The sequence below is a fragment of the Cytobacillus sp. FSL H8-0458 genome (genome assembly GCF_038002165.1).
Classification (GTDB): Bacteria; Bacillota; Bacilli; order Bacillales; family Cytobacillaceae; genus Cytobacillus.
On record NZ_JBBOBR010000001.1, the window covers coordinates 3570852 to 3589310 of the forward strand.

Consider the following 18459-nt stretch of genomic DNA (forward strand, 5'->3'; position numbering starts at 1 on the left):
CCAGCCTCCTGCAATAAAATAGACATCCCGCGAAAGGATGTCTTCTTATGTTTTTATCAGCTGAACAAAAACTAACATGATAAATGATATTCCTATCATACACGCTACCCATAACCAGGCCATCTCCATATTGCCTGAATCAATGGCTACATAAATAGCAGTTGGAATCGTTTGTGTTTTTCCCGGAATATTACCGGCAAACATTAAAGTAGCTCCGAACTCTCCCAATGCCCTGGCAAAGCTTAGAATGCCGCCTGAAATAATGGCCTTGTATGAAAGAGGGATCGTGATATTCATAAATAATTGAATATCATTCGCCCCATCTACCCGGGCCGCATTTTCAATGTCACGATCAATCGCTTCAAAGCCTGTCTTGGCAGACTGATACATAAGAGGAAATGCGACAACCGTCGAAGCGATAACAGCGGCCCACCATGTAAACATAACTGGCTGTTTAAAAATAAACTCAATGAATTGGCCTGCAAAACTGTTTCTTCCAAAAATGACAATCAGCAGAAACCCTACAACAGATGGCGGTAATACTAATGGCAAAAGGAAAGCGGTCTCCGCAATGGCTTTTCCTTTAAATCTTTTATTTGCCATCGTCTTTCCTATGATAACGCCCAGAATAACGGCTAATATTCCTGAAACAGAAGCAATTTCGGCAGATAATATGACTGGCGACCAAAAATCAGTAGACATTTAATTATTTCAATCCTTTAAATCCATACTCTTCAAAAATACCCATAGAAATTTCATTTTGAAGATAATCATAGAACAGATTAGCTTCCTCTGGATGACTTGTATCTTTAATCACACCCAAAGGATAAATGATAGGGTTGAGAGTGTTTTCATCTGCCGTGTCCACCATATCAACCTTTTCAGATATTAACGCATCCGTTTTATAAACAATTCCGGCATCCACATTATTAGTCTCTACATACGTAAGGACCTGGCGGACATCTTTGGCAGGTACCACTTTTTCTTCTATGTTGTTCCAGATATCCATTTTCTCTAATAATTCCTTCGCATATTTCCCGGCAGGAACCGACTCCGGTGTACCGATTGACAATTTATCTGCGTTTGTGAGATCAGAAAACGATTTGATTTTCAATGCTGACTTCTTCGGTACTACTAAAACAAGCTCATTCCCAACCAGATCAATCCCATTGTTTTCTTCAATCAGCCCGTCATTCACCAGTTTATCAAATTTATCCTCTGCAGCTGAAAAGAAAAGATCAGCGGGTGCTCCCTGGGAGATTTGCTGCTGAAGAGAGCCTGAAGCACCAAAGTTAAAGTTGATCAGCACATTTGGATGTTCCTTTTCGAACCTTGTTTCAATTTCCGTTAAGGCATCCTGCAGGCTTGCTGCTGCTGAAATAGTCAATTCCACTTTCTCTCCGGCTCCTTCCCGCTTATCCTCTCCTGTATTTTTAGGAAGGTCACTGTTTGAACAGCCAGCCAATGATAAAAAAAGGACCATTAACGAAAAAAAGAACAGGTATTGCTTTTTCATTATGCCCCCCCTTTCCAATTAGTTATATCTGATTATAACTAATTATAACTGCTAATGCCCTGGATATCAGCGGTGAGGACATTGTGACAATACCTCTGGGAAAAACAGTGAAAAAACTCCATTTTTAGGGCTGGAAAAAAAGAAGGCACAATGGCCTTCCTTATAAAAATAATTGAACCAGCATTGGCTTGCTTTAGTACAGCTTATTACTGATATTCTCAGATATCTCCATTTTCACTTTTGAAGCTTGTTCATAGTTTTTCATGGTGATCCCCGTACAGATAAGATCGATTAAATAAAGCTGTGTAATTTTGGCTACTAATGAACCGCTGTCTAACGGGCTTTCCTTTACAGAGGTCAGTAAAATATAATCCGCGTATTTGGCCAAAGGTGATTTCACATAGTTTGTTAATACAATCACAGTAGCTTTCTTTTCATTGGCTATTTTAACAGTGTCGACAATATCCTTTGTGCTGCCTGTTAAACTAATGGCAATCACAACGGAATGTTCATCCAGGGAGGTCGCCCTCATTACCTGGAAGTGAGGATCTGTGACGACATCAACATGTTTTCCTATTCTCATGAGGCGATTTTGCATATCAAGCCCGGCAATTCCGGAAGAGCCTATGCCAAATACCACTACATCCCTGGAACGGACTATCGCTTCGATGCTGTTTTCAAGAGCTTGATTATTCAGCATACTATACGTATCTTCAATGGCATGTACCATGTTTGTGCGGATGCGTTCAATATAGGTCTCGTCACCCGCCTGACTGGAATTACCTGATACCTCTTGCGCGAGCGAAAATTTAAAATCCTGGAAGCCTTTAAAGCCCAGCTTTCTGAAGAAACGCAGAACTGTAGCCTCTGCAGCTCCTATCGCTTCCGATAATTCCGTTAATGAATGGTATAACACCTTGTCTGTATTCGTTAAAATATATTCATGAATTCTATGGTCGGATTTAGTAAAGTTGTGTTTATGCTGTTCCATTAATATAGTAGGCTTCAGCCCTGTCATTTTTCTATTCGTTTCCATAGTAACCCCTCTGCTAACTTTTCCTGTTCATGTCCAAAAAGTGCTTGGCTGCTCCTAATAAATTGGCTTTGTTTTCATGTGCGGCAATTCTCATCCGAAGCGACTTCCAGTGGTTTGGCATTACTTTCTTCGCTAAAGACGATTGTACCTCTTCCAATAAAAAGTCTCCTTGTGCAGAAATTCCGCCGCCAATCAGTACAAGCTCGGGGTTAAAAATATGAACAAGGCTCTGAATGCCTGTCGCCACATCATCTGCCCACTGCACAAATAGGTTATTAGCTTCCTTATTTCCCTCTCTGGCAAGCTCGAAAAACTTCTCTAATGGAAGGTTCACACCCATTCTTTCCTCCACTAGCTCTGATAGGGCTGAACTGGAAGCATACCTTTCATAACAGCCATTATTACCGCAGGTGCAGGGCTTCCCATTTGGGTACAGATTGATATGCCCGATTTCCCCGGCTGAAAAATTGGCTCCTGTGTATAGCTTACCATTTAAGAATAACGCACCGCCAATCCCCGTGCCAATAGTTACACAGAGAAAATCATCCATATCTTTAGCTGCACCTTGCCAATATTCACCTAATGCTGTGCAATTCACATCGTTTTCAACCGTAACCGGCAATCCGGTATGTTTTGAAATAACCTCAGCCAGACTTGTACCGGTATATCCCGGAATATTATCCGTTGCATGCACCACGGTTCCATTCTGGTTATCAATCTGCCCTGCAGAGCTGATGGCAATGCCCTCGACTCTTGCCTGTTTTAACAGCATATCACAGATCATCTTCACTTTTTCTACTATTAAAGGACCGCCCTTATAAGCCTCAGCCGGGATGGAATCAAGACTAAAAAGCTCTCCTTCGTCTGAAGCGATGCCATATTTTATAGATGTTCCGCCAATATCAATGACTCCAAGCTGCATGATTGTGCTCCTCCCTTACAATTGAAAAAAGAGAAAACCCATACCAGGTTTTCCCCTCCACCTATGAGCATTAAAGCTACTCCCTATTCATTTAGAAAGCGATACTCCAATGCTCCATCATCTTTCATGGAAATAAACAATCTTTTATTATATTCTTCACGTTCTTCCGGATAATCCTCACGAAAATGTGCGCCCCTGCTTTCTTTTCGTTCCAGCATGGCCTCAAGCAGAATTTGCGAAAGCTTGAAGAAGTTTCGTGCCTTAATTGTCAGCTTTCGGGTTGCCTGCTGTTCGAACAATCTACCTAAATCAAGCTCTGACTCGAGCTTTCTGATGGTTTCTAATGCTTTTAATAGACTGTCCTTATTGCGCACGACATTCCCATGATACCACATTAGTTTTTTGATCGATTCAATAGCCTGATGAACTTTTTTCTCCATATCTATAACAGGACCTTTTGTTTGCCCCTGAACGCCAAACATGTTCTCGATCTGTTTCAATGCTTCAGGTTCAGAAATTTCCTCATGGCTTTGTGTTTCGATATACCTGACACAATCTGCCGCAGCCCTTTTGCCAAATACCATGCAGGCGCCAGTCGAATTTCCTCCCAATCGGTTCGCTCCCTCAATATTGCAGGACAGCTCACCAATGGCATATAATCCGTTCACACCGGTTCTGCCATACGTGTCAATATAAACTCCGCCGTTGCTGGCATGGGCAAATGGGGCAATACGAATTTCATTCTCCAAAAGATCAATATTTCTCTCTTTCAGCCAATTTAAATAGACCGTGTAGAACTCTTCCCCATTTTCATATAACTCGGACCGATATAAAAGCCTGAATCCGCGGTCATTCCGATTCGCGATGATATTTTTCATCATCGCGATATCCACATACTTCGAATCAAGTGAATGGGTGAACGGACCGTGCGTGCTCCTGATCTGCAGACATTCCTGCTTCGATATCTCCTCAGGCAGCATAGAATCCAGTAAGCTGCTTCCTGCTTCATCGACTATATCATCACAATACATTAATGTATGTTCCCCAAAGAGGGTTTTATATTTCGGAGCCGTAATGCCTGGAATGAATTGAATATATTCCATGTTTACAAGACGGGTCCCTGCTTCGACAGCCAGGATATGGCCGGAGCCATCCACATCATTGGGATTTAAGTTATGCTGATAAATACTGCCGAATCCGCCCGTTGCTAAAATGACAGATTTGCATTCCACCATAACGAGGTCATTATTCTCATCTAAAAGTATGGCTCCCGCCACACGGTCATCTTTCTTCAGCAAAGTAAGGACGATTGTCTTTTCCTGGATAGACAGGTTTTCATACTCTGCAAAAATAGTTCTCACATTTTCGCGAATCTGATCCCAGTCACTTAATAAATAGATATCCCGTTCATGTTCAGCGAAACAGGCTTTACGCTCCCCTTCCAGCTTTTTCGCCTTCACACCAATCTCGTGATATTCCTTTACACGCTTCGGAATTTCTTTTACATACACCTCAGCTAAATCCCGCCCATGCATGCCATGGCTCAAGCTTTCAATATCTTCAAGAAATATCGATTCATCTTCATGATCTTTTGTCACCTGAGTTCCAAGGGAGGCTTTCAGCGGATAAAAGCTTGAACCTGAAGCTACCTGCATTTTTGTCACCATCAATACATCGGCCTGTTGATCTGCAAGCTCTTTGCTTACTTTTATCCCGGCCAGCCCGCTTCCGGCCACTAAGACATCCGTTTTTATTTTCTTTTTTATTTGAAACATAGTCTCACCATTTTACGCTGGTTTTTTTCTATCATAGTATGTCAGATTTTCATCTTCAGCTTTGCTTTTTTGCTTGAATAATAAGCTAAAGACATAACCGAACACGATAGAAGCAATTAAATTAATGATGGAATAGGCCCATAAAGTAATATCAGTAAAGTAAGACACATAGACTGCAAGGGCTGCTGTTGCGAAGAAACCGCAGATGGCCCCTTTCGCGTTTGCTCTTTTCGTCATGACTCCAAGCGTGAAGGTACCTCCGATGATACCCAATACTAATCCCATCAATCCATTAAACCAGGAATAAGCATCTCCAACATCTGTGTAAATCAGGACAATGGCAAAAGCAATGGAGAAAATCCCTACAATTGTGGATACATTACGCGCCATTTTGGTGCTTTTTTCATCACTCATATCTGGTTTAAGAACTTTCTGAATATCCAATGTCCAGCTTGTCGCCACACTGTTCAAGCCCGTTGAAAGTGTTGATTGTCCCGCAGCGAATAATCCGGCAATCAGCAAGCCTGAAATTCCTGCCGGCAGCTCAGCAACGATAAAGTTGGCAAAAATCAGGTCGGCTTTACCTTCAGGCATCGCACCTGCCTGCTGCGTATAAAATGTATATAAAGCTGTTCCGATAAAGAAGAATAATGTTGCCGTACCAAGTGACAGAATACCATTTAAATAAGTCATTTTATTCATTTCTTTTAAGTCAGTGGTTGTTAAATAACGCTGAACCATGTCCTGACTTGAAATATATGAGAATGCTGTTGATATCCCGGCGCCAAAAATAAGAAGAAGAACACTGTTATTGACAAAGTTCGGATCGAAGAATGGTGTATCCGTAAAGAATTTCCCGTCTTGCGTACCGACACGGACCACTTCTCCAAATCCGCCATCAATGGAGAACATCAGCATAATCAGGGCAAAAATACCGCCGCCGATTAAGACAATACCCTGGATGAAGTCTGTCCAAAGCACTGACTTAATTCCTCCAAAGGCTGAATAGATGGTTGCCACTACACCCATGAATAATACGATCAGCACGGCATTGATGCCTGTAACAGCCGCTAATGCCAAAGCAGGCAGATACATAATAATGGACATGCGCCCAATCTGATAGACGATAAAAAGAAGACTCCCAATGACGCGCAGTTTTGTATCAAAGCGGCGCTCTAAATATTCGTAAGCTGTATCTAAATTTAATTTCCGGTAAACCGGCAGGAAATAATAAATCGCGATTGGCACGGCAATAAATAAACCTAATTGTGCAAACCACAGTTCCCATGATCCTAAATAGGAGTTTCCCGCTAAAGATAAGAATGAAATCGGACTCAATAAGGTTGCGAATAAGCTGACAGATGTCACCCACCACGGAATAGAGCCATCCCCTTTGAAGAACTCTTTTCCCTGCATTTCTTTTTTGGCAACTGCAATCCCTACCCAAAGAATGAACAAAAGGTAGGCAAATAATATAACGTAATCAATTACAGCAAAAGATCCAGTCATCATTTATCCCCCTGATTTTACAGATATTTTTCCGCAATCATTTTCGCGCGTTGAACTTTATCCTCTTCAAGCGCTTTCATTGGCTTCCTGCATACACCTGCATCAACGCCTTGTGTCTTCAGGATCTCTTTAATCGTCTGGTATAAGCCATTATCTAAAATATCTCCGATTAAATCATTGGTTACCTTTTGAAGCTCCCTTGCTTCTTTTACTTGGCCTTTTTGTGCCAATTCAAAAATTTGCTTGGCACGCTGTCCATTTACATTAAACGTACTGCCAATCGCTCCGTCTACATTCAGGACACTTGCAGAAAGCAGCATTTCATCAAATCCGGAATAAATGAGCTTATCAGGATAAGCATGGCGAAGTCTCTCCAGTAAGAAGAAATCAGGTGCTGTAAATTTCACGCCAATTACTTTTTCATTTTCAAAAAGCTCTCCAAATTGCTCAAGATTCATGCTAACCCCCGTTAAGGCTGGGATAGAATAGATGATCATTTTGTTGTTAACGCTTTCTAAAATGGTGTAATAATAATCTTTAATCTCCTGGAAATCAAACTTATAGTAGAAAGGTGTAACAGCAGAGATAGCATCATAGCCTAAATCTGTTGCAAATTGTGCTAATTCTACTGCTTCATCAATATTTAATGAACCCACCTGAGCAATCAATTTAACCTGATCTTTAGCTTCATCCTTTACAATTTCAAAGATTTGCTTTTTTTGTTCAGTGGAAATCAGAAAGTTCTCACCTGTACTTCCATTGACATACAAGCCATCCACCTTTGAAATTTCGATATTGTAACGGACAATCTCCCTTAATCCCTTTTCGTTCACCCTTCCGTTTTCATCAAATGAACACAACAACGCTGTAAAAATTCCTTTCATCTTGAACACCCTCATTTCTAATTTTCACTAGTAGTTTTGTATAGCTTTTGCAAATTTCTCTGTAATTAATTTCGGACGTGTAATGGCACTTCCTACAACAACTGCATGAGCTCCTAATTCAATAGCCCTTTTTGCTTTTTCCGGTGTATCCATATTTCCTTCCGCTATAACAGGAACTGAAACATGGGATATTACTTGTTCCAGTAATTCCAAAGGAACAACTCCTTCCGAATAAGGAGTATATCCCGCTAAAGTGGTTGCCACAATATCCACTCCGGCTTTTTCAGCTGCAAGCGCTTCTTCTAATGTAGAAATATCAGCCATAAACAGCTGGTCCGGGTACCTGGCTTTCGCTTCTGCAAAAAATCCCTGAAAACTTTTTCCATCCGGACGGACTTGCTTTGTTGCATCAAAAGCAATGATATCCACACCTTCCTGATACAGGTCATCTACTTCTTTTTCCGTTGCCGTAATATACACTCCGCTACCGGGATAATCCTTTTTGATAATCCCAATGATGGGAAGATCGACCTCCTTCTTGATTGCACGTATATCTTTCACGCTGTTTGCTCTAATTCCGGAAGCCCCTCCTAGCTTTGCTGCAAAAGCCATCTTACTCATAATATATGAATCATGAAGCGGCTCATCTTCAAGGGCCTGACACGAAACTATTAATCTGCCTTTTATCTTATCTAATACATCCATAATACCTCTCCTACCTGTCATTCCTTTGATGCTTCCATAACGGCAATCATCCCTGCACACAAGAAAATGCTCAGAAAACGTTTTCATATCGTCACTATATCACCGTGATATTTTATTGTCAATTTTATTTTTAAAAATGACAGTTTATTATCAAAATAAATGAAATTTATATCATTGCAGAATCCGAGTCAAACAAAAAAATGCAAGATTCTTATTTATAAGGAATCTTGCATTAGAATCTATTTTAATTTGTAATAAATGATTTCAGGATCTTCTTCATCTAAATTTTCAACTATTCCGCTCTGACTTTCACAGTAATACAATGCCCTCTTTCATTGTTGAGTATAATCTCGGCTGCTTGTTTACCCATAACCTAACTGTCTATATTTACAATGTTGCCCAAATCTTCAATATCAGCCTTAATAATGGGTCTTCATCTTACTTCTCCATTATCAGTATTATCAAGGCAGTTCTACAAAAATAGCGTTAATCCCTTCCCGGATTAACGCCTCAATCAATATGAGTGCACTACTGACCCTTTATCTTTTTACTTAGTTTTTCACTGAACCTAAACTCTCAACGAGCCGCGGAACCCTCTTGCACCATAGTAGGAATCGGCTCCATTGTGATACACAAACACCGTATCGTAGCGGCGGTCACAGAAGAGGGCCCCGCCAAGTTTTCTGATATGAGCGGGTGTCTGTACCCAGCTCGATGTTTTCTTATCGAAAGCTTCAAGCTTCTGGAGCTCCCGGTATTGCTCTTCTGTTAAAAGTTCAATCCCTATGGCAGCCGCCATATCCGTTGCGCTGTTTTCCGGCTTATGTTTTTTCCTTGCCTCCAGTGCTTCACGATCGTAGCAAAAACTTCTGCGGCCCTTAGGACTTTCTGCTGCACAATCAAAAAATATGTATTCGCCCGTCTTTTCGTCATACCCGGCAACATCCGGTTCGCCGCCCGTTTCTTCCATTCCATTCAGCGACCATAGTTTCTCAGGATTAGCCTCAAGCTTAGCTTGTACATCCGCCCATTCAAGCCCTTCATGCCTGAACATATTCTTTTCAAAACGTGCTTTCAATGTTTGCAGCAATTCATACTGCTGTCCTGGTGACAGCACCTTGCTTCCTTTTGTCATATGAGTACCTCCTTTTTTCTCCATTATAATATAATTATGACCCTGAAGAGCTAGTTGATAAAAGCTGGAGCCGGATTTTACTTTTCATATAACCGCCCTTTGGATTTTGGTCTTCGGTTTCTCCTTTTTTGTTTGAAGCTGCTCTGGCTTCGGACTCAAATCCGGTGTTTTCCTCTTCCTGTGTCTGAACCTGAACCAACTTCGGACTCAAACCCGACATTTTCCCCTTCCTGTGTCTGAACCGGAACTATCCCGCACTACAAAAAAACACTAACAAACGAATACATTTGTTAGTGTTTCCCAATCTATTATGAAGCTTGTTGTTCAAATCTTTCTTCTGCTGGAGGGTTGAATTGCCCTTCCCACTTCGCTATAACAATTGCCGCCAGTGAGTTCCCCACCACGTTAACCGCTGTGCGTCCCATGTCAAGGATACGGTCAATACCCGCAATAAAGGCAAGCCCTTCTGCAGGCAATCCAATGGTGCTGAATGTCGCCAGCAGCACAACAAAGGATACGCCAGGTACACCCGCCATTCCTTTCGATGTAACCATCAGTACTAACATTAACGTAATTTGCTGTCCGATGCTCAATTCGATTCCAAACATCTGGGCAATAAATAAAGAGGCAATCGCCTGATATAAAACAGATCCATCCAGGTTAAAAGAGTAGCCTGTTGGAATTACGAAGGAAGAAATATGTTTCGGGCTTCCCGCTTTCTCCATTTTGTCCATGATTCTTGGAAGAACTGTTTCCGAGCTTGCTGTTGAAAATGCCAAAATTAATTCCTCTTTGATCATCTTCAATAATTTAAAGATGCTGAACCCGACCACTTTGGCCATCACTCCCAGAACAACAAGAACAAAGAAAATCATGGAACCATATACAGTGAGCGCCAGCTTGCCTAATGGGATCAGTGAGGCAAAACCATACTTGGAAATCGTGACACCAATTAAGGCAAATACCCCGATCGGTGCATACTTCATAAATAGGTTAGTTACATAGAACATCGCCTTAGCCGTACCTTCGAAAAATCTCAGAACCGGCTTTCCAACATCTCCAATTGCTGCGATTCCAAGTCCAAAAACAACAGCAAAGAAGATAATCGCCAGCATATCGCCTTCAACCATGGCTTGTACTGGATTAGTAGGCACAATATGCAAGAAAGTATCCGCTACCGACTTGCCTTCCTGCTCTTTATTGGTTTCGACATAGCTTGAAATATCACTTTGCTGCAGGCTGTCCATATTCAGGCCGGCACCTGGCTGAAATACATTCCCGGCAATTAAGCCAACCACAATGGCAACCAATGTCATCCCAATAAAATAGGTCAATGATTTACCGCCAAGCTTACCAACGGATTTTAAATCACCTACACCAGCAATGGCAACAATAATCGTGGATAGTACAATAGGAACAACAATCATTTTAATTAAGCGGATAAAAAGATCGCCAAACGGCTGCAGGACACTTTGCGCCGCTTCACTTCCATAGAAAATACCGCCAACAGCGATCCCTAAAATAAGACCGATGAAAATCTGAGTGGCTAAACTTAATTTGAATTTTTTCATCAATTACCCTACCTTCTTGTTTAGTTTTAACATGCTGCGCAGGCAAGGGAAACAAAGCTGATCTCAAAAAAAAGAAAATCGACAATCGTCAATTCACTCTGATTCATATTCTCTTATGTTTCCTTAAACGCTGACGAGGTTAGCTTTCGGGTTAGGACTATGGAAACAGTAAGCCCTTCCATCTTTCGGATTCACCCCGTGCGGAAACTCCGCCGTAAATAATGGGTCCCCCGTTCTTAAAATAAGATTAAGCATAGAACACTAAATCATTATATTATCCCAAGATAATTTTTGTAAATAGTTAAGTATTCCCGGTATAAAACAAAAAAGCACTTGGCTCCACCTGCGCCAAATGCCATGATAGCCACACATGCTATCCCCGCTATATCTAAATTAGCATCTTTGTATTAAAACTATTGATCGGGCTTGTAAACTTTTATTAAAATTCCCAGGTGAAAACAATCACCCTAAAGCTTCATACTTTCTCAAACATATGCAATAAAAATTCCAGCGTTTTACTAAATGCTTCTTGTTCTGATTTTTCATCATACCTGGAGGAATAAGGATCACTGAATCCATGTTTCCCAGCAAATTTATATACTTTAATTTTCTTTTTCTCTAGAGCCAATACTAACTTATCAACATCAAAAGACTGCTCTTCTTGCGGAAAAAAAAGCATGGCAGGACTCCGGGGTGTGAGCTCTAAATAGTCCCTAATCCTTGAACCGTAGTATCCAACTATTCCATCAACACATACTTCCTCGCTGCACAGCCAGGCAACAGTTGCACCTATACTAAACCCAATGATATATATTGCTTCGTATTCATCTTTAACATCCAATAATAAATCTTTGATTTTACGTGCCGCTCTATCGAAACCGACATGTTCCATAAAGTGACGATAAGCGGCTTCCTCTTGAGAATAATCAAAAGATATCTCCCGCTCTAATAAATTGGGGCATATCACTTCAAAATTCTGCTTTGTTAATAAATCGCAAAAACTCTTTATATGTTGATTTATTCCATAGATTTCGTGGATTACGAGGATTAATGAATTACTATTTTTTTTCATAATTTCTACCCTTATTCTCCAAATTTTTTCGCCATTCATTATTTACACTTTATTCCATCTAAAGGATTCTACATTAATATCATTGATTCCTTCATCCTCTAAACACCCCTTAAAATCAAAAAAAGCCGCCTATCTGGCAGCCAAACTTGTAGCAATGCTCCATTATGATATTAAACACAAGCTTCATATTCCCTTTTGATGTTATGAATGATCGTCTGAACAGGCAAAATCTCGTTAATTTCATGGACTCTTGCACCCGCAAATACGAGACCATTCTCACAGTCCCCCTTCATGGATGTGACAAGAGAATCCAATGTGCAAAAGCGGTAGGAGCAATTTTTCAGGCAATCGATGCATTTCTTGATTTTCACCTTTTTATTGTCAGAAATTTGTTCAGTAAAGTTATTCTTAATGGCACGGCCTTCCAAACCTACGGTGGTTTTCACCATAACGATATCTTCCTGTTTGGCATGTACATATTTTTCCTTAAAGGATAGGGGTGCATCACATTCATGACTTGCGACAAATCTGGTTCCCATCTGAACACCGGAAGCCCCGACGCGAATGGCATGCGCGATATCTTCTCCTGTCAGGATTCCCCCGGCAGCTATAACAGGAATCTTAACAGCTTCCACGACTTCCGGTAAGATATCGAATAACGGTCTTTCGGTTCCTAAATGTCCTCCTGCCTCATTGCCCTCTACGACTACGGCAGAAGCACCAAGCCGTTCGGACATTTTAGCCAGCCTTGCAGATGACACTATCGAAATGACCGGTGTGCCGGATTCTTTGCCCCAATTGTACATATCCCTTGATATTCCTGCACCTGAAATAATGAAATCCACCTTTTCCTCTATGGCGGCTTTCATTTTTTCAGCAAAATCATTCATGGCAAATAAAACATTCACCCCAATATAGCCCTCACCCTTGATAGATGCCCTGGCCTTTCGTATATGCAGCCTTAACTCTTCAATGCTGATTCCTGTTCCTGAAATAATTCCAATCCCCCCGGCATTCGCAACAGCTGATGCCAGGCCGCTTAACGAAATACCAACGCCCATTCCACCCTGCATGATGGGAAACTCAGGCGTCATATGACCGATTTTTAATTGTGGAAATTTCAAAAGAACTACCCCATTTCATCGCCAATTTATTCTTCTTCATTATTGAGCGAATGAGGGCGATTGAATAGTGATAAATATAATACCTGGTACTAAAAACAGGTGATATTTTTGCGATATTCACAGAATGTTCAAGAATTGCCATAAATGAGCGTGACTACTCCCAAGGAACCTGATACAGTTGACCGCTCCAGCATAACTAAATAAAATGAAATCATCCCAAATTGGAGGTTTTTGTTTGTTGAACTTATGTTTAGAGCTGGAGAAGTAACACTCTCTCCATGAGAAAGTGCCATTTATATTGAAGCTTTATCATCATATAAAGAACAGGAGACTATAAATGGATATCTTAATTCGGCAAGAACTACCTGAAGACTATGATTCGACTGAAGAAATGGTAAAAGAAGCTTTTTTAAATGAAGAATACAGCAACAAAACAGAACATTTTCTTGTCAAAAGGCTCAGAAATTCAGATGCCTTCATTCCGGAGCTTTCTTTAGTGGCGTTAACTCAAGCTAAAGAAGTTGTGGGACATATTCTTTTATCTAAAATTAAAATAAAGGATGGTGAGAAAGCGGCAGATTCTCTTGCACTTGCCCCCCTTTCTGTTCGTCCCGATTATCAAGGGAAAGGCATAGGGAGTCAATTGATTCGTATTGCATTTACCAAGGCAAAAGAGGCCGGTTATCATTCCGTAGTCGTTCTGGGCCATAAAGATTATTATCCAAAGTTCGGCTTTAAGCCAGCCAGTCTTTGGAATATTCATGCCCCGTTTGACGTGCCTGACGAAGTATTCATGGCTCTGGAATTGAAGGAGAATGCTCTTAAAAATGCTGCTGGTGTTGTCCATTATTCAAAAGCTTTTTCAGAATAAGAGGCTGGATAAAAAAGAGCTGCCGATCAACAAGCTTGATCGGCAGCTCTTTAACCTATTGGTTGATAAAGGCATTGGAATTTATTCTGTAAATTTCCAAGCAGGATTCCAAACCACTTCCCATAAGTGCCAATCTGGGTCTTGAAAATATCCAGAATATCCACCCCAAAAAGTCTCGTGAGCTTGAACCGTAATAACGGCACCCGCGCTCTCTGCCTGTTTCATTACCATATCTACCTCTTCTTTACTCCCAACATTATGCCCAATCGTAAATTCAGTTGGGCTTTTTCCTGTCTGGTTCATACTGGTGTCATGAGCGATATCTTTTCGATTCCAAATTGCCAGTTTTAATCCAGATTGCAGATCAAAAAATGCCACAGCACCATGCTCGAATTCTCTTCCTACTATGCCCTGTGTTGGAAACCCAAGACCATTTTGATAGAAATGTAAGGATCTTTCTAAATCATCTACACCTAATGTGATAACTGAAATCCGCGGTTTCATATAAGACCTCCCAATAATCTTGCAAATTTTCGCGAAGAAAAGATCATAAAGCATCATCATTCATTTATATCGTAAATCAATTGATCGAATAATTCGCCATCCACATAAAGCAAAATGGCCCATTCTCCCTTTTTGGGAATCTTAACAGATGATGGTGTATGAGCATCCGCCCCGTTGTTTGGACCATATGCGCGAATGGTCCATCCCATTCCATTTGTTAAAATGGGATGAACTGTTTGCGATTCTTTATGAAAGCCAACGATAGTCAAGTCTGTATTCTCAACGCCCCATAAATGCCACATCCACTTTTGGCCGTTTAAACTGGGCATGTCAGCGCCGATCACACCGGACTTGTTTTCATTTCCAATTATGCCCCTGCTGCCGAACTCCACAGCTTTTCTCTTCCAATCAATAGTGTCAAAATCGCTCTCTTGAACAAAATCCGGTATATCCTCAGGCAGCGTAATAGGGGCATCTTTTGCTTTTTCTGCCACACTGACCACTACATCTCCATAGGATTTGCCATCCAGATACACTTCAAACTTCCACAGGCCTTCGTAAGGAAGGGGGAATGTCGTCGTGAACCGCTGCAAACTTGGGTACCCGGGAGAAGGATCTATTATTTTTTGCTGAGGTAAGACTTGTAATCTTTCGCCAGTTTCTTTATGAAAGGCAGAAATGGAAAGCTCTTTTCCTTTATACGTGTTAAAAGGCTCCTGGAAATTAAAGATATATCCATAAGGCGATCCTGCTTTCAGATAAGGATCGGGTAGTATGCTGAATTTTATCTTTTGATTCACCTTATATTCATGCCGGATGTTCCATTCATCAGCCGTACCGCCATGTATCTGGTTTTGGTCCTGCCTGACCCATGTCTCAGTTGAAACTAAGAAAGCTAAGAGGCAGATGGCCAAAGTGGATATGGTAAATATAACGAATTTTTGAGGCTTTTTTGGCTTCTCTCTTCTATCGGAATGGAGCGCTTTTCTAATATTCATTTTTTGAAATTCCGTAAAGTGCTCGCCCTTGTGAGTTGTCGAGTCCATTGCCCGCCGCAGCTGACTAAGCTTGCTCTCCATTATATCCCCGCCTCTCCATCATTTTTTTCAACTTCATCCTGCCTCTGCTCAATCTCGTTTTAATCGTATTTTGGTTTACTCCTATTAGTCCCTGGATCTCTTCAATCGAACATTCTGCATAATAATAGAGAGTAATAACTTCCCGGTACTTCACAGGCAAAGACAATACACAAAAGGAAAGAAATTCTTCCTCGCTGCGCTTCAGCAGCTCCTTTTCCGGAGGCAATTCCTTCGATGAAAATAAAGAAAACAGACTCGAATTAAGCACTACTTTCCGAAACGCATGACTCTTCAGGACATCCTTTGATCTATTAATAGCTAATCGATAAATCCATGATTTAAAGGAGTTCAATTCATCGATTTTGTCATAATTTTGGTAACTTGTTATGAAGACATCCTGAACAATATCTTCCGCGAGCTTCCAGTCCTTCACATAGTTATAAGCAAACTTCGTGAGCCGTTCACCGTACTCATCCATTATCATCTCAAGCCACATATCACGATCTTCTAATGAATCATCATCCCTGATCTTTCTCACACACTCCCCACCCCGTTTTCACTTTAATGCTAAGACGAATGAGTTGAGTAAAGGTTTCGTTTTTCTTAAAACCCTGGTCCTTAAATCCATCTCTAATTGCCTTTTATAAGACCTGTTTATTCAAAAAGAAAAAGCCACCGGGACTGGCAGCTGCGTTTGTTAATCATTTTCCCTCATTGAAAACAAATAAATAATTGCAATGGTAACGGCAATTATTGAAGTGATTACAGAATATCGAAAAATAGCAAAAAAGAACTCAGGAAATGGTGTGATAATACTTGAAGTCATACCATCAACATCTGTTGTACTTTCGATTCGCTTCATAAAGGCGACCAATAAGAAAAAGGAAACAATAAATGAATAGACTCCTGTTTTCACTAAGATTTTCTCCATGAAATCCCCCTAAATTGACACATTATTTTTTAAAATTCCAGTTACATGTAATTACTGAAATCCGCCTGTGTCCTTATTATCTCCCATTAAATAATTTGAACTTTCTCCTGGCTTTGCGTTCGGATTTGTTGGGGTAAGTGGGTTATTATTGTTTCTCCTGCGTCTCCAATCAATAAACAAAGCAAATAATATAATTCCCGCAATATAAATTACGACCCACCACATAGGTTCACCCCCTATTTCGAAAGGCGACTTTATAGATAAACAACTCTTAGTTTAAGAAAAGGTAAAGAAGCAACGCAGTCATAATATTGGGCAGACCAATTAATACTGAGCCGATGCTTGTTCTTTTTCGCTTTCGTCTTTCGTCTTTCGTCAGGAGAATCGGCTGCTTCAAAACCCGCCCTCATCCGATGGGGACCAGCTAAAGAACCTGACATAAGAATGGACACAGCAATAAACAACAATCCAATGGCTCCTGTCACTAAATAAGCTTTACTGAATTCCCAAAAACCAATTGAAAATAAAACACCAGCTATCGCCAAAACGATCCCTAAGGTTAAATGCTTCAACCCAAAACCTCCTTTTATAACTATACGACTGAAACCTCTAATTGTTTCAATTTTCTTTCTATTAATATTCTTTGCGAAGAATGGCCACACAAACTTCCACATCTAAAAAAAGCTGTACCCTAATTCATATACTTCGCAACTAACAAATAACACCTTTCTCTTGTCAGACTTGCCAGAGCAGCCACATATTCCAATTGCTCCATTGAACCCCCTTTGTATTTTAGGGAAGAATTTTTAGCCGTTTCATCTCTTTGCTGGATCCATTTCCGCTGTTCTTCTCTTAGTTGGTTCATCTGATCATTTTCAAGCTGTTCTTCCAGCAGCCCATAGATTTTGTTTAATTCGTCATCCCACGTTCTATATCTTTCTTCCTCCTGTTTCACCATTTCTGCGGTCGTTGTCTTGGCTTCTGCGTTTCTGTCCGCTTCTTCCATTTTGTTTAGCTTCTTAAGATATTCATCTTTAATGCTCTCGGGACTTTCATTTTTATCAACTGCCTCAACATCATTTGGAGCTTCAGCTGAATCGTCTTTATCATGGGACTGTGTAGTATTACTGCTGCCGTCAGTTTTTTCTTCCTCAATTCCCTGTGATCCATCTGGCTCCTTTTCTGTTGTTTCTTCTTGAGCAGAGCTGTTATTGGATGGGTGGCTGCTCGATTCTTCAGATGAGTTCCCACAAGCAGCCAATACTCCTGACAAGGCTATTGTTAACAGTACTGCCAAAAACCTTTTATTGTTTTCCAATGTTCTAACTCCCCTTCTCTTTTGACAAAATGTCTGTATTCATTCGTCCAAATCAATCTTATCATTTTTATAGAAAATTATCCCAATTAGAAATCAAGGACGAAAAAAGGAGCTCCGCTTCGGAACTCCTTTCTAGATAGATTGAACATAATCCTTAATCACTCTTTGGTCTGGAGGACTAATATTCGAGGGAATCTCCTGAACATGAAAAAATCGCAATTCGCTTACCTCATCTTCATCAATATCCAGTTCTCCATCAAAGTTATTGTGTTGAAACAATCCTTTGATTATAAGAAGGTTGATTAACTACTGATGAGATTCCAGTAAAATATAGCCAACCAGCATCCATCCTTTCAATGTTATTTCTAGCTTTACACGTACCGCCGGACCCACAAGTAATGTTTTTTTCAGCTGCCAAAGTATTGAATCCTGTAATACTTAGAAACATAAGAACACCTAAAAACAAGGGTAATAATTTTTTTACATTCATAAATAATCCTCCTTTCT

General features: G+C 40.6%; 22 protein-coding genes and 1 riboswitch. Of the genes, 1 reads left to right on the top strand and 21 read right to left on the bottom strand.

Going from position 1 to position 18459, the window contains the following annotated elements:
- Nucleotides 1-45: 45 nt before the first annotated feature.
- The 13 genes from modB to NYE23_RS17745 form a co-directional block, all read right to left on the bottom strand.
- A complete protein-coding gene (gene modB / locus NYE23_RS17685; protein WP_341079630.1) occupies nucleotides 46-702 on the bottom strand; it encodes a molybdate ABC transporter permease subunit in 657 nt (218 codons plus the stop codon).
- A 4-nt stretch (nucleotides 703-706) separates the two neighbouring features.
- Complete coding sequence (modA, locus tag NYE23_RS17690) at nucleotides 707-1516, bottom strand: molybdate ABC transporter substrate-binding protein (protein ID WP_341079631.1); 810 nt, start codon at nucleotides 1514-1516, stop codon at nucleotides 707-709.
- A gap of 193 nt (nucleotides 1517-1709) precedes the next feature.
- A complete protein-coding gene (locus tag NYE23_RS17695; protein ID WP_341079632.1) occupies nucleotides 1710-2552 on the bottom strand; it encodes a MurR/RpiR family transcriptional regulator in 843 nt (280 codons plus the stop codon).
- Between the two features lie 13 nt (nucleotides 2553-2565).
- Complete coding sequence (locus NYE23_RS17700; RefSeq protein WP_341079633.1) at nucleotides 2566-3474, bottom strand: ROK family protein; 909 nt, start codon at nucleotides 3472-3474, stop codon at nucleotides 2566-2568.
- Between the two features lie 83 nt (nucleotides 3475-3557).
- Complete coding sequence (locus NYE23_RS17705) at nucleotides 3558-5249, bottom strand: FAD-binding protein (protein WP_341079634.1); 1692 nt, start codon at nucleotides 5247-5249, stop codon at nucleotides 3558-3560.
- A gap of 12 nt (nucleotides 5250-5261) precedes the next feature.
- Nucleotides 5262-6758, bottom strand: a complete 1497-nt coding sequence (locus NYE23_RS17710) for a sodium:solute symporter (RefSeq protein ID WP_341079635.1) — start codon at nucleotides 6756-6758, stop codon at nucleotides 5262-5264.
- Nucleotides 6759-6775: 17 nt separating this feature from the next.
- Complete coding sequence (locus tag NYE23_RS17715; protein WP_341079637.1) at nucleotides 6776-7642, bottom strand: N-acetylneuraminate lyase; 867 nt, start codon at nucleotides 7640-7642, stop codon at nucleotides 6776-6778.
- A 27-nt stretch (nucleotides 7643-7669) separates the two neighbouring features.
- Nucleotides 7670-8347 carry an N-acetylmannosamine-6-phosphate 2-epimerase gene (locus tag NYE23_RS17720; protein WP_341079639.1) on the bottom strand — a complete coding sequence of 226 codons (678 nt, stop codon included), beginning with the start codon at nucleotides 8345-8347 and terminating at the stop codon, nucleotides 7670-7672.
- A gap of 568 nt (nucleotides 8348-8915) precedes the next feature.
- Nucleotides 8916-9482, bottom strand: coding sequence for a DUF4256 domain-containing protein (locus NYE23_RS17725; RefSeq protein ID WP_341079641.1), 567 nt, complete (start codon nucleotides 9480-9482; stop codon nucleotides 8916-8918).
- A gap of 34 nt (nucleotides 9483-9516) precedes the next feature.
- On the bottom strand, nucleotides 9517-9693 hold the full coding sequence (locus NYE23_RS17730; protein WP_341079642.1) for a hypothetical protein: 177 nt from the start codon (nucleotides 9691-9693) through the stop codon (nucleotides 9517-9519).
- A gap of 97 nt (nucleotides 9694-9790) precedes the next feature.
- The gene (locus NYE23_RS17735; protein WP_341079643.1) at nucleotides 9791-11053 is read right to left on the bottom strand and encodes a cation:dicarboxylate symporter family transporter; all 1263 of its coding nucleotides are present in this window, start codon (nucleotides 11051-11053) and stop codon (nucleotides 9791-9793) included.
- Between the two features lie 113 nt (nucleotides 11054-11166).
- Nucleotides 11167-11317, bottom strand: a riboswitch (cyclic di-AMP (ydaO/yuaA leader).
- Between the two features lie 211 nt (nucleotides 11318-11528).
- Nucleotides 11529-12164, bottom strand: coding sequence for a dienelactone hydrolase family protein (locus NYE23_RS17740; RefSeq protein ID WP_341079644.1), 636 nt, complete (start codon nucleotides 12162-12164; stop codon nucleotides 11529-11531).
- 131 nt (nucleotides 12165-12295) lie between these two features.
- Nucleotides 12296-13249 (bottom strand): NAD(P)H-dependent flavin oxidoreductase, encoded by a 954-nt coding sequence (locus NYE23_RS17745; RefSeq protein ID WP_341079645.1) that lies wholly within the window; start codon nucleotides 13247-13249, stop codon nucleotides 12296-12298.
- A gap of 337 nt (nucleotides 13250-13586) precedes the next feature.
- Between NYE23_RS17745 and NYE23_RS17750 the strand changes: the two genes are divergently transcribed.
- Complete coding sequence (locus tag NYE23_RS17750; RefSeq protein WP_341079646.1) at nucleotides 13587-14120, top strand: GNAT family N-acetyltransferase; 534 nt, start codon at nucleotides 13587-13589, stop codon at nucleotides 14118-14120.
- An 81-nt stretch (nucleotides 14121-14201) separates the two neighbouring features.
- Here NYE23_RS17750 and NYE23_RS17755 read toward each other — a convergent pair whose 3' ends face one another.
- From NYE23_RS17755 to NYE23_RS17790, 8 genes are all read right to left on the bottom strand, one after another.
- The gene (locus NYE23_RS17755) at nucleotides 14202-14624 is read right to left on the bottom strand and encodes a VOC family protein (protein ID WP_341079648.1); all 423 of its coding nucleotides are present in this window, start codon (nucleotides 14622-14624) and stop codon (nucleotides 14202-14204) included.
- A 56-nt stretch (nucleotides 14625-14680) separates the two neighbouring features.
- Complete coding sequence (locus NYE23_RS17760) at nucleotides 14681-15703, bottom strand: hypothetical protein (protein WP_341079650.1); 1023 nt, start codon at nucleotides 15701-15703, stop codon at nucleotides 14681-14683.
- Nucleotides 15687-16241: a sigma-70 family RNA polymerase sigma factor gene (locus tag NYE23_RS17765; RefSeq protein ID WP_341079651.1), complete on the bottom strand. Its 555-nt coding sequence runs from the start codon at nucleotides 16239-16241 to the stop codon at nucleotides 15687-15689. The genes NYE23_RS17760 and NYE23_RS17765 overlap by 17 nt, the downstream gene beginning before the upstream one ends.
- A gap of 159 nt (nucleotides 16242-16400) precedes the next feature.
- Entirely contained in the window at nucleotides 16401-16634 is a 234-nt protein-coding gene (locus NYE23_RS17770) for a hypothetical protein (RefSeq protein ID WP_341079652.1), read from the bottom strand.
- A gap of 51 nt (nucleotides 16635-16685) precedes the next feature.
- Nucleotides 16686-16859, bottom strand: coding sequence for a hypothetical protein (locus NYE23_RS17775; RefSeq protein WP_341079653.1), 174 nt, complete (start codon nucleotides 16857-16859; stop codon nucleotides 16686-16688).
- A gap of 29 nt (nucleotides 16860-16888) precedes the next feature.
- Entirely contained in the window at nucleotides 16889-17206 is a 318-nt protein-coding gene (locus NYE23_RS17780) for a DUF5316 family protein (RefSeq protein WP_341079655.1), read from the bottom strand.
- 119 nt (nucleotides 17207-17325) lie between these two features.
- Nucleotides 17326-17952 (bottom strand): lysozyme inhibitor LprI family protein, encoded by a 627-nt coding sequence (locus tag NYE23_RS17785; RefSeq protein WP_341079657.1) that lies wholly within the window; start codon nucleotides 17950-17952, stop codon nucleotides 17326-17328.
- 262 nt (nucleotides 17953-18214) lie between these two features.
- Complete coding sequence (locus NYE23_RS17790; RefSeq protein ID WP_341079659.1) at nucleotides 18215-18442, bottom strand: hypothetical protein; 228 nt, start codon at nucleotides 18440-18442, stop codon at nucleotides 18215-18217.
- Between the last annotated feature and the right edge of the window lie 17 nt (nucleotides 18443-18459).

What these genes read in the sequence shown, in the direction of transcription:
- modB (WP_341079630.1), bottom strand. Translation starts at nt 702, where the DNA reads ATGTCTACTGATTTTTGGTCGCCAGTCATATTATCTGCCGAAATTGCT.
- modA (WP_341079631.1), bottom strand. Translation starts at nt 1,516, where the DNA reads ATGAAAAAGCAATACCTGTTCTTTTTTTCGTTAATGGTCCTTTTTTTA.
- NYE23_RS17695 (WP_341079632.1), bottom strand. Translation starts at nt 2,552, where the DNA reads ATGGAAACGAATAGAAAAATGACAGGGCTGAAGCCTACTATATTAATG.
- NYE23_RS17700 (WP_341079633.1), bottom strand. Translation starts at nt 3,474, where the DNA reads ATGCAGCTTGGAGTCATTGATATTGGCGGAACATCTATAAAATATGGC.
- NYE23_RS17705 (WP_341079634.1), bottom strand. Translation starts at nt 5,249, where the DNA reads ATGTTTCAAATAAAAAAGAAAATAAAAACGGATGTCTTAGTGGCCGGA.
- NYE23_RS17710 (WP_341079635.1), bottom strand. Translation starts at nt 6,758, where the DNA reads ATGACTGGATCTTTTGCTGTAATTGATTACGTTATATTATTTGCCTAC.
- NYE23_RS17715 (WP_341079637.1), bottom strand. Translation starts at nt 7,642, where the DNA reads ATGAAAGGAATTTTTACAGCGTTGTTGTGTTCATTTGATGAAAACGGA.
- NYE23_RS17720 (WP_341079639.1), bottom strand. Translation starts at nt 8,347, where the DNA reads ATGGATGTATTAGATAAGATAAAAGGCAGATTAATAGTTTCGTGTCAG.
- NYE23_RS17725 (WP_341079641.1), bottom strand. Translation starts at nt 9,482, where the DNA reads ATGACAAAAGGAAGCAAGGTGCTGTCACCAGGACAGCAGTATGAATTG.
- NYE23_RS17735 (WP_341079643.1), bottom strand. Translation starts at nt 11,053, where the DNA reads ATGAAAAAATTCAAATTAAGTTTAGCCACTCAGATTTTCATCGGTCTT.
- NYE23_RS17740 (WP_341079644.1), bottom strand. Translation starts at nt 12,164, where the DNA reads ATGAATGGCGAAAAAATTTGGAGAATAAGGGTAGAAATTATGAAAAAA.
- NYE23_RS17750 (WP_341079646.1), top strand. Translation starts at nt 13,587, where the DNA reads ATGGATATCTTAATTCGGCAAGAACTACCTGAAGACTATGATTCGACT.
- NYE23_RS17755 (WP_341079648.1), bottom strand. Translation starts at nt 14,624, where the DNA reads ATGAAACCGCGGATTTCAGTTATCACATTAGGTGTAGATGATTTAGAA.
- NYE23_RS17760 (WP_341079650.1), bottom strand. Translation starts at nt 15,703, where the DNA reads ATGGAGAGCAAGCTTAGTCAGCTGCGGCGGGCAATGGACTCGACAACT.
- NYE23_RS17770 (WP_341079652.1), bottom strand. Translation starts at nt 16,634, where the DNA reads ATGGAGAAAATCTTAGTGAAAACAGGAGTCTATTCATTTATTGTTTCC.
- NYE23_RS17775 (WP_341079653.1), bottom strand. Translation starts at nt 16,859, where the DNA reads ATGTGGTGGGTCGTAATTTATATTGCGGGAATTATATTATTTGCTTTG.
- NYE23_RS17790 (WP_341079659.1), bottom strand. Translation starts at nt 18,442, where the DNA reads ATGAATGTAAAAAAATTATTACCCTTGTTTTTAGGTGTTCTTATGTTT.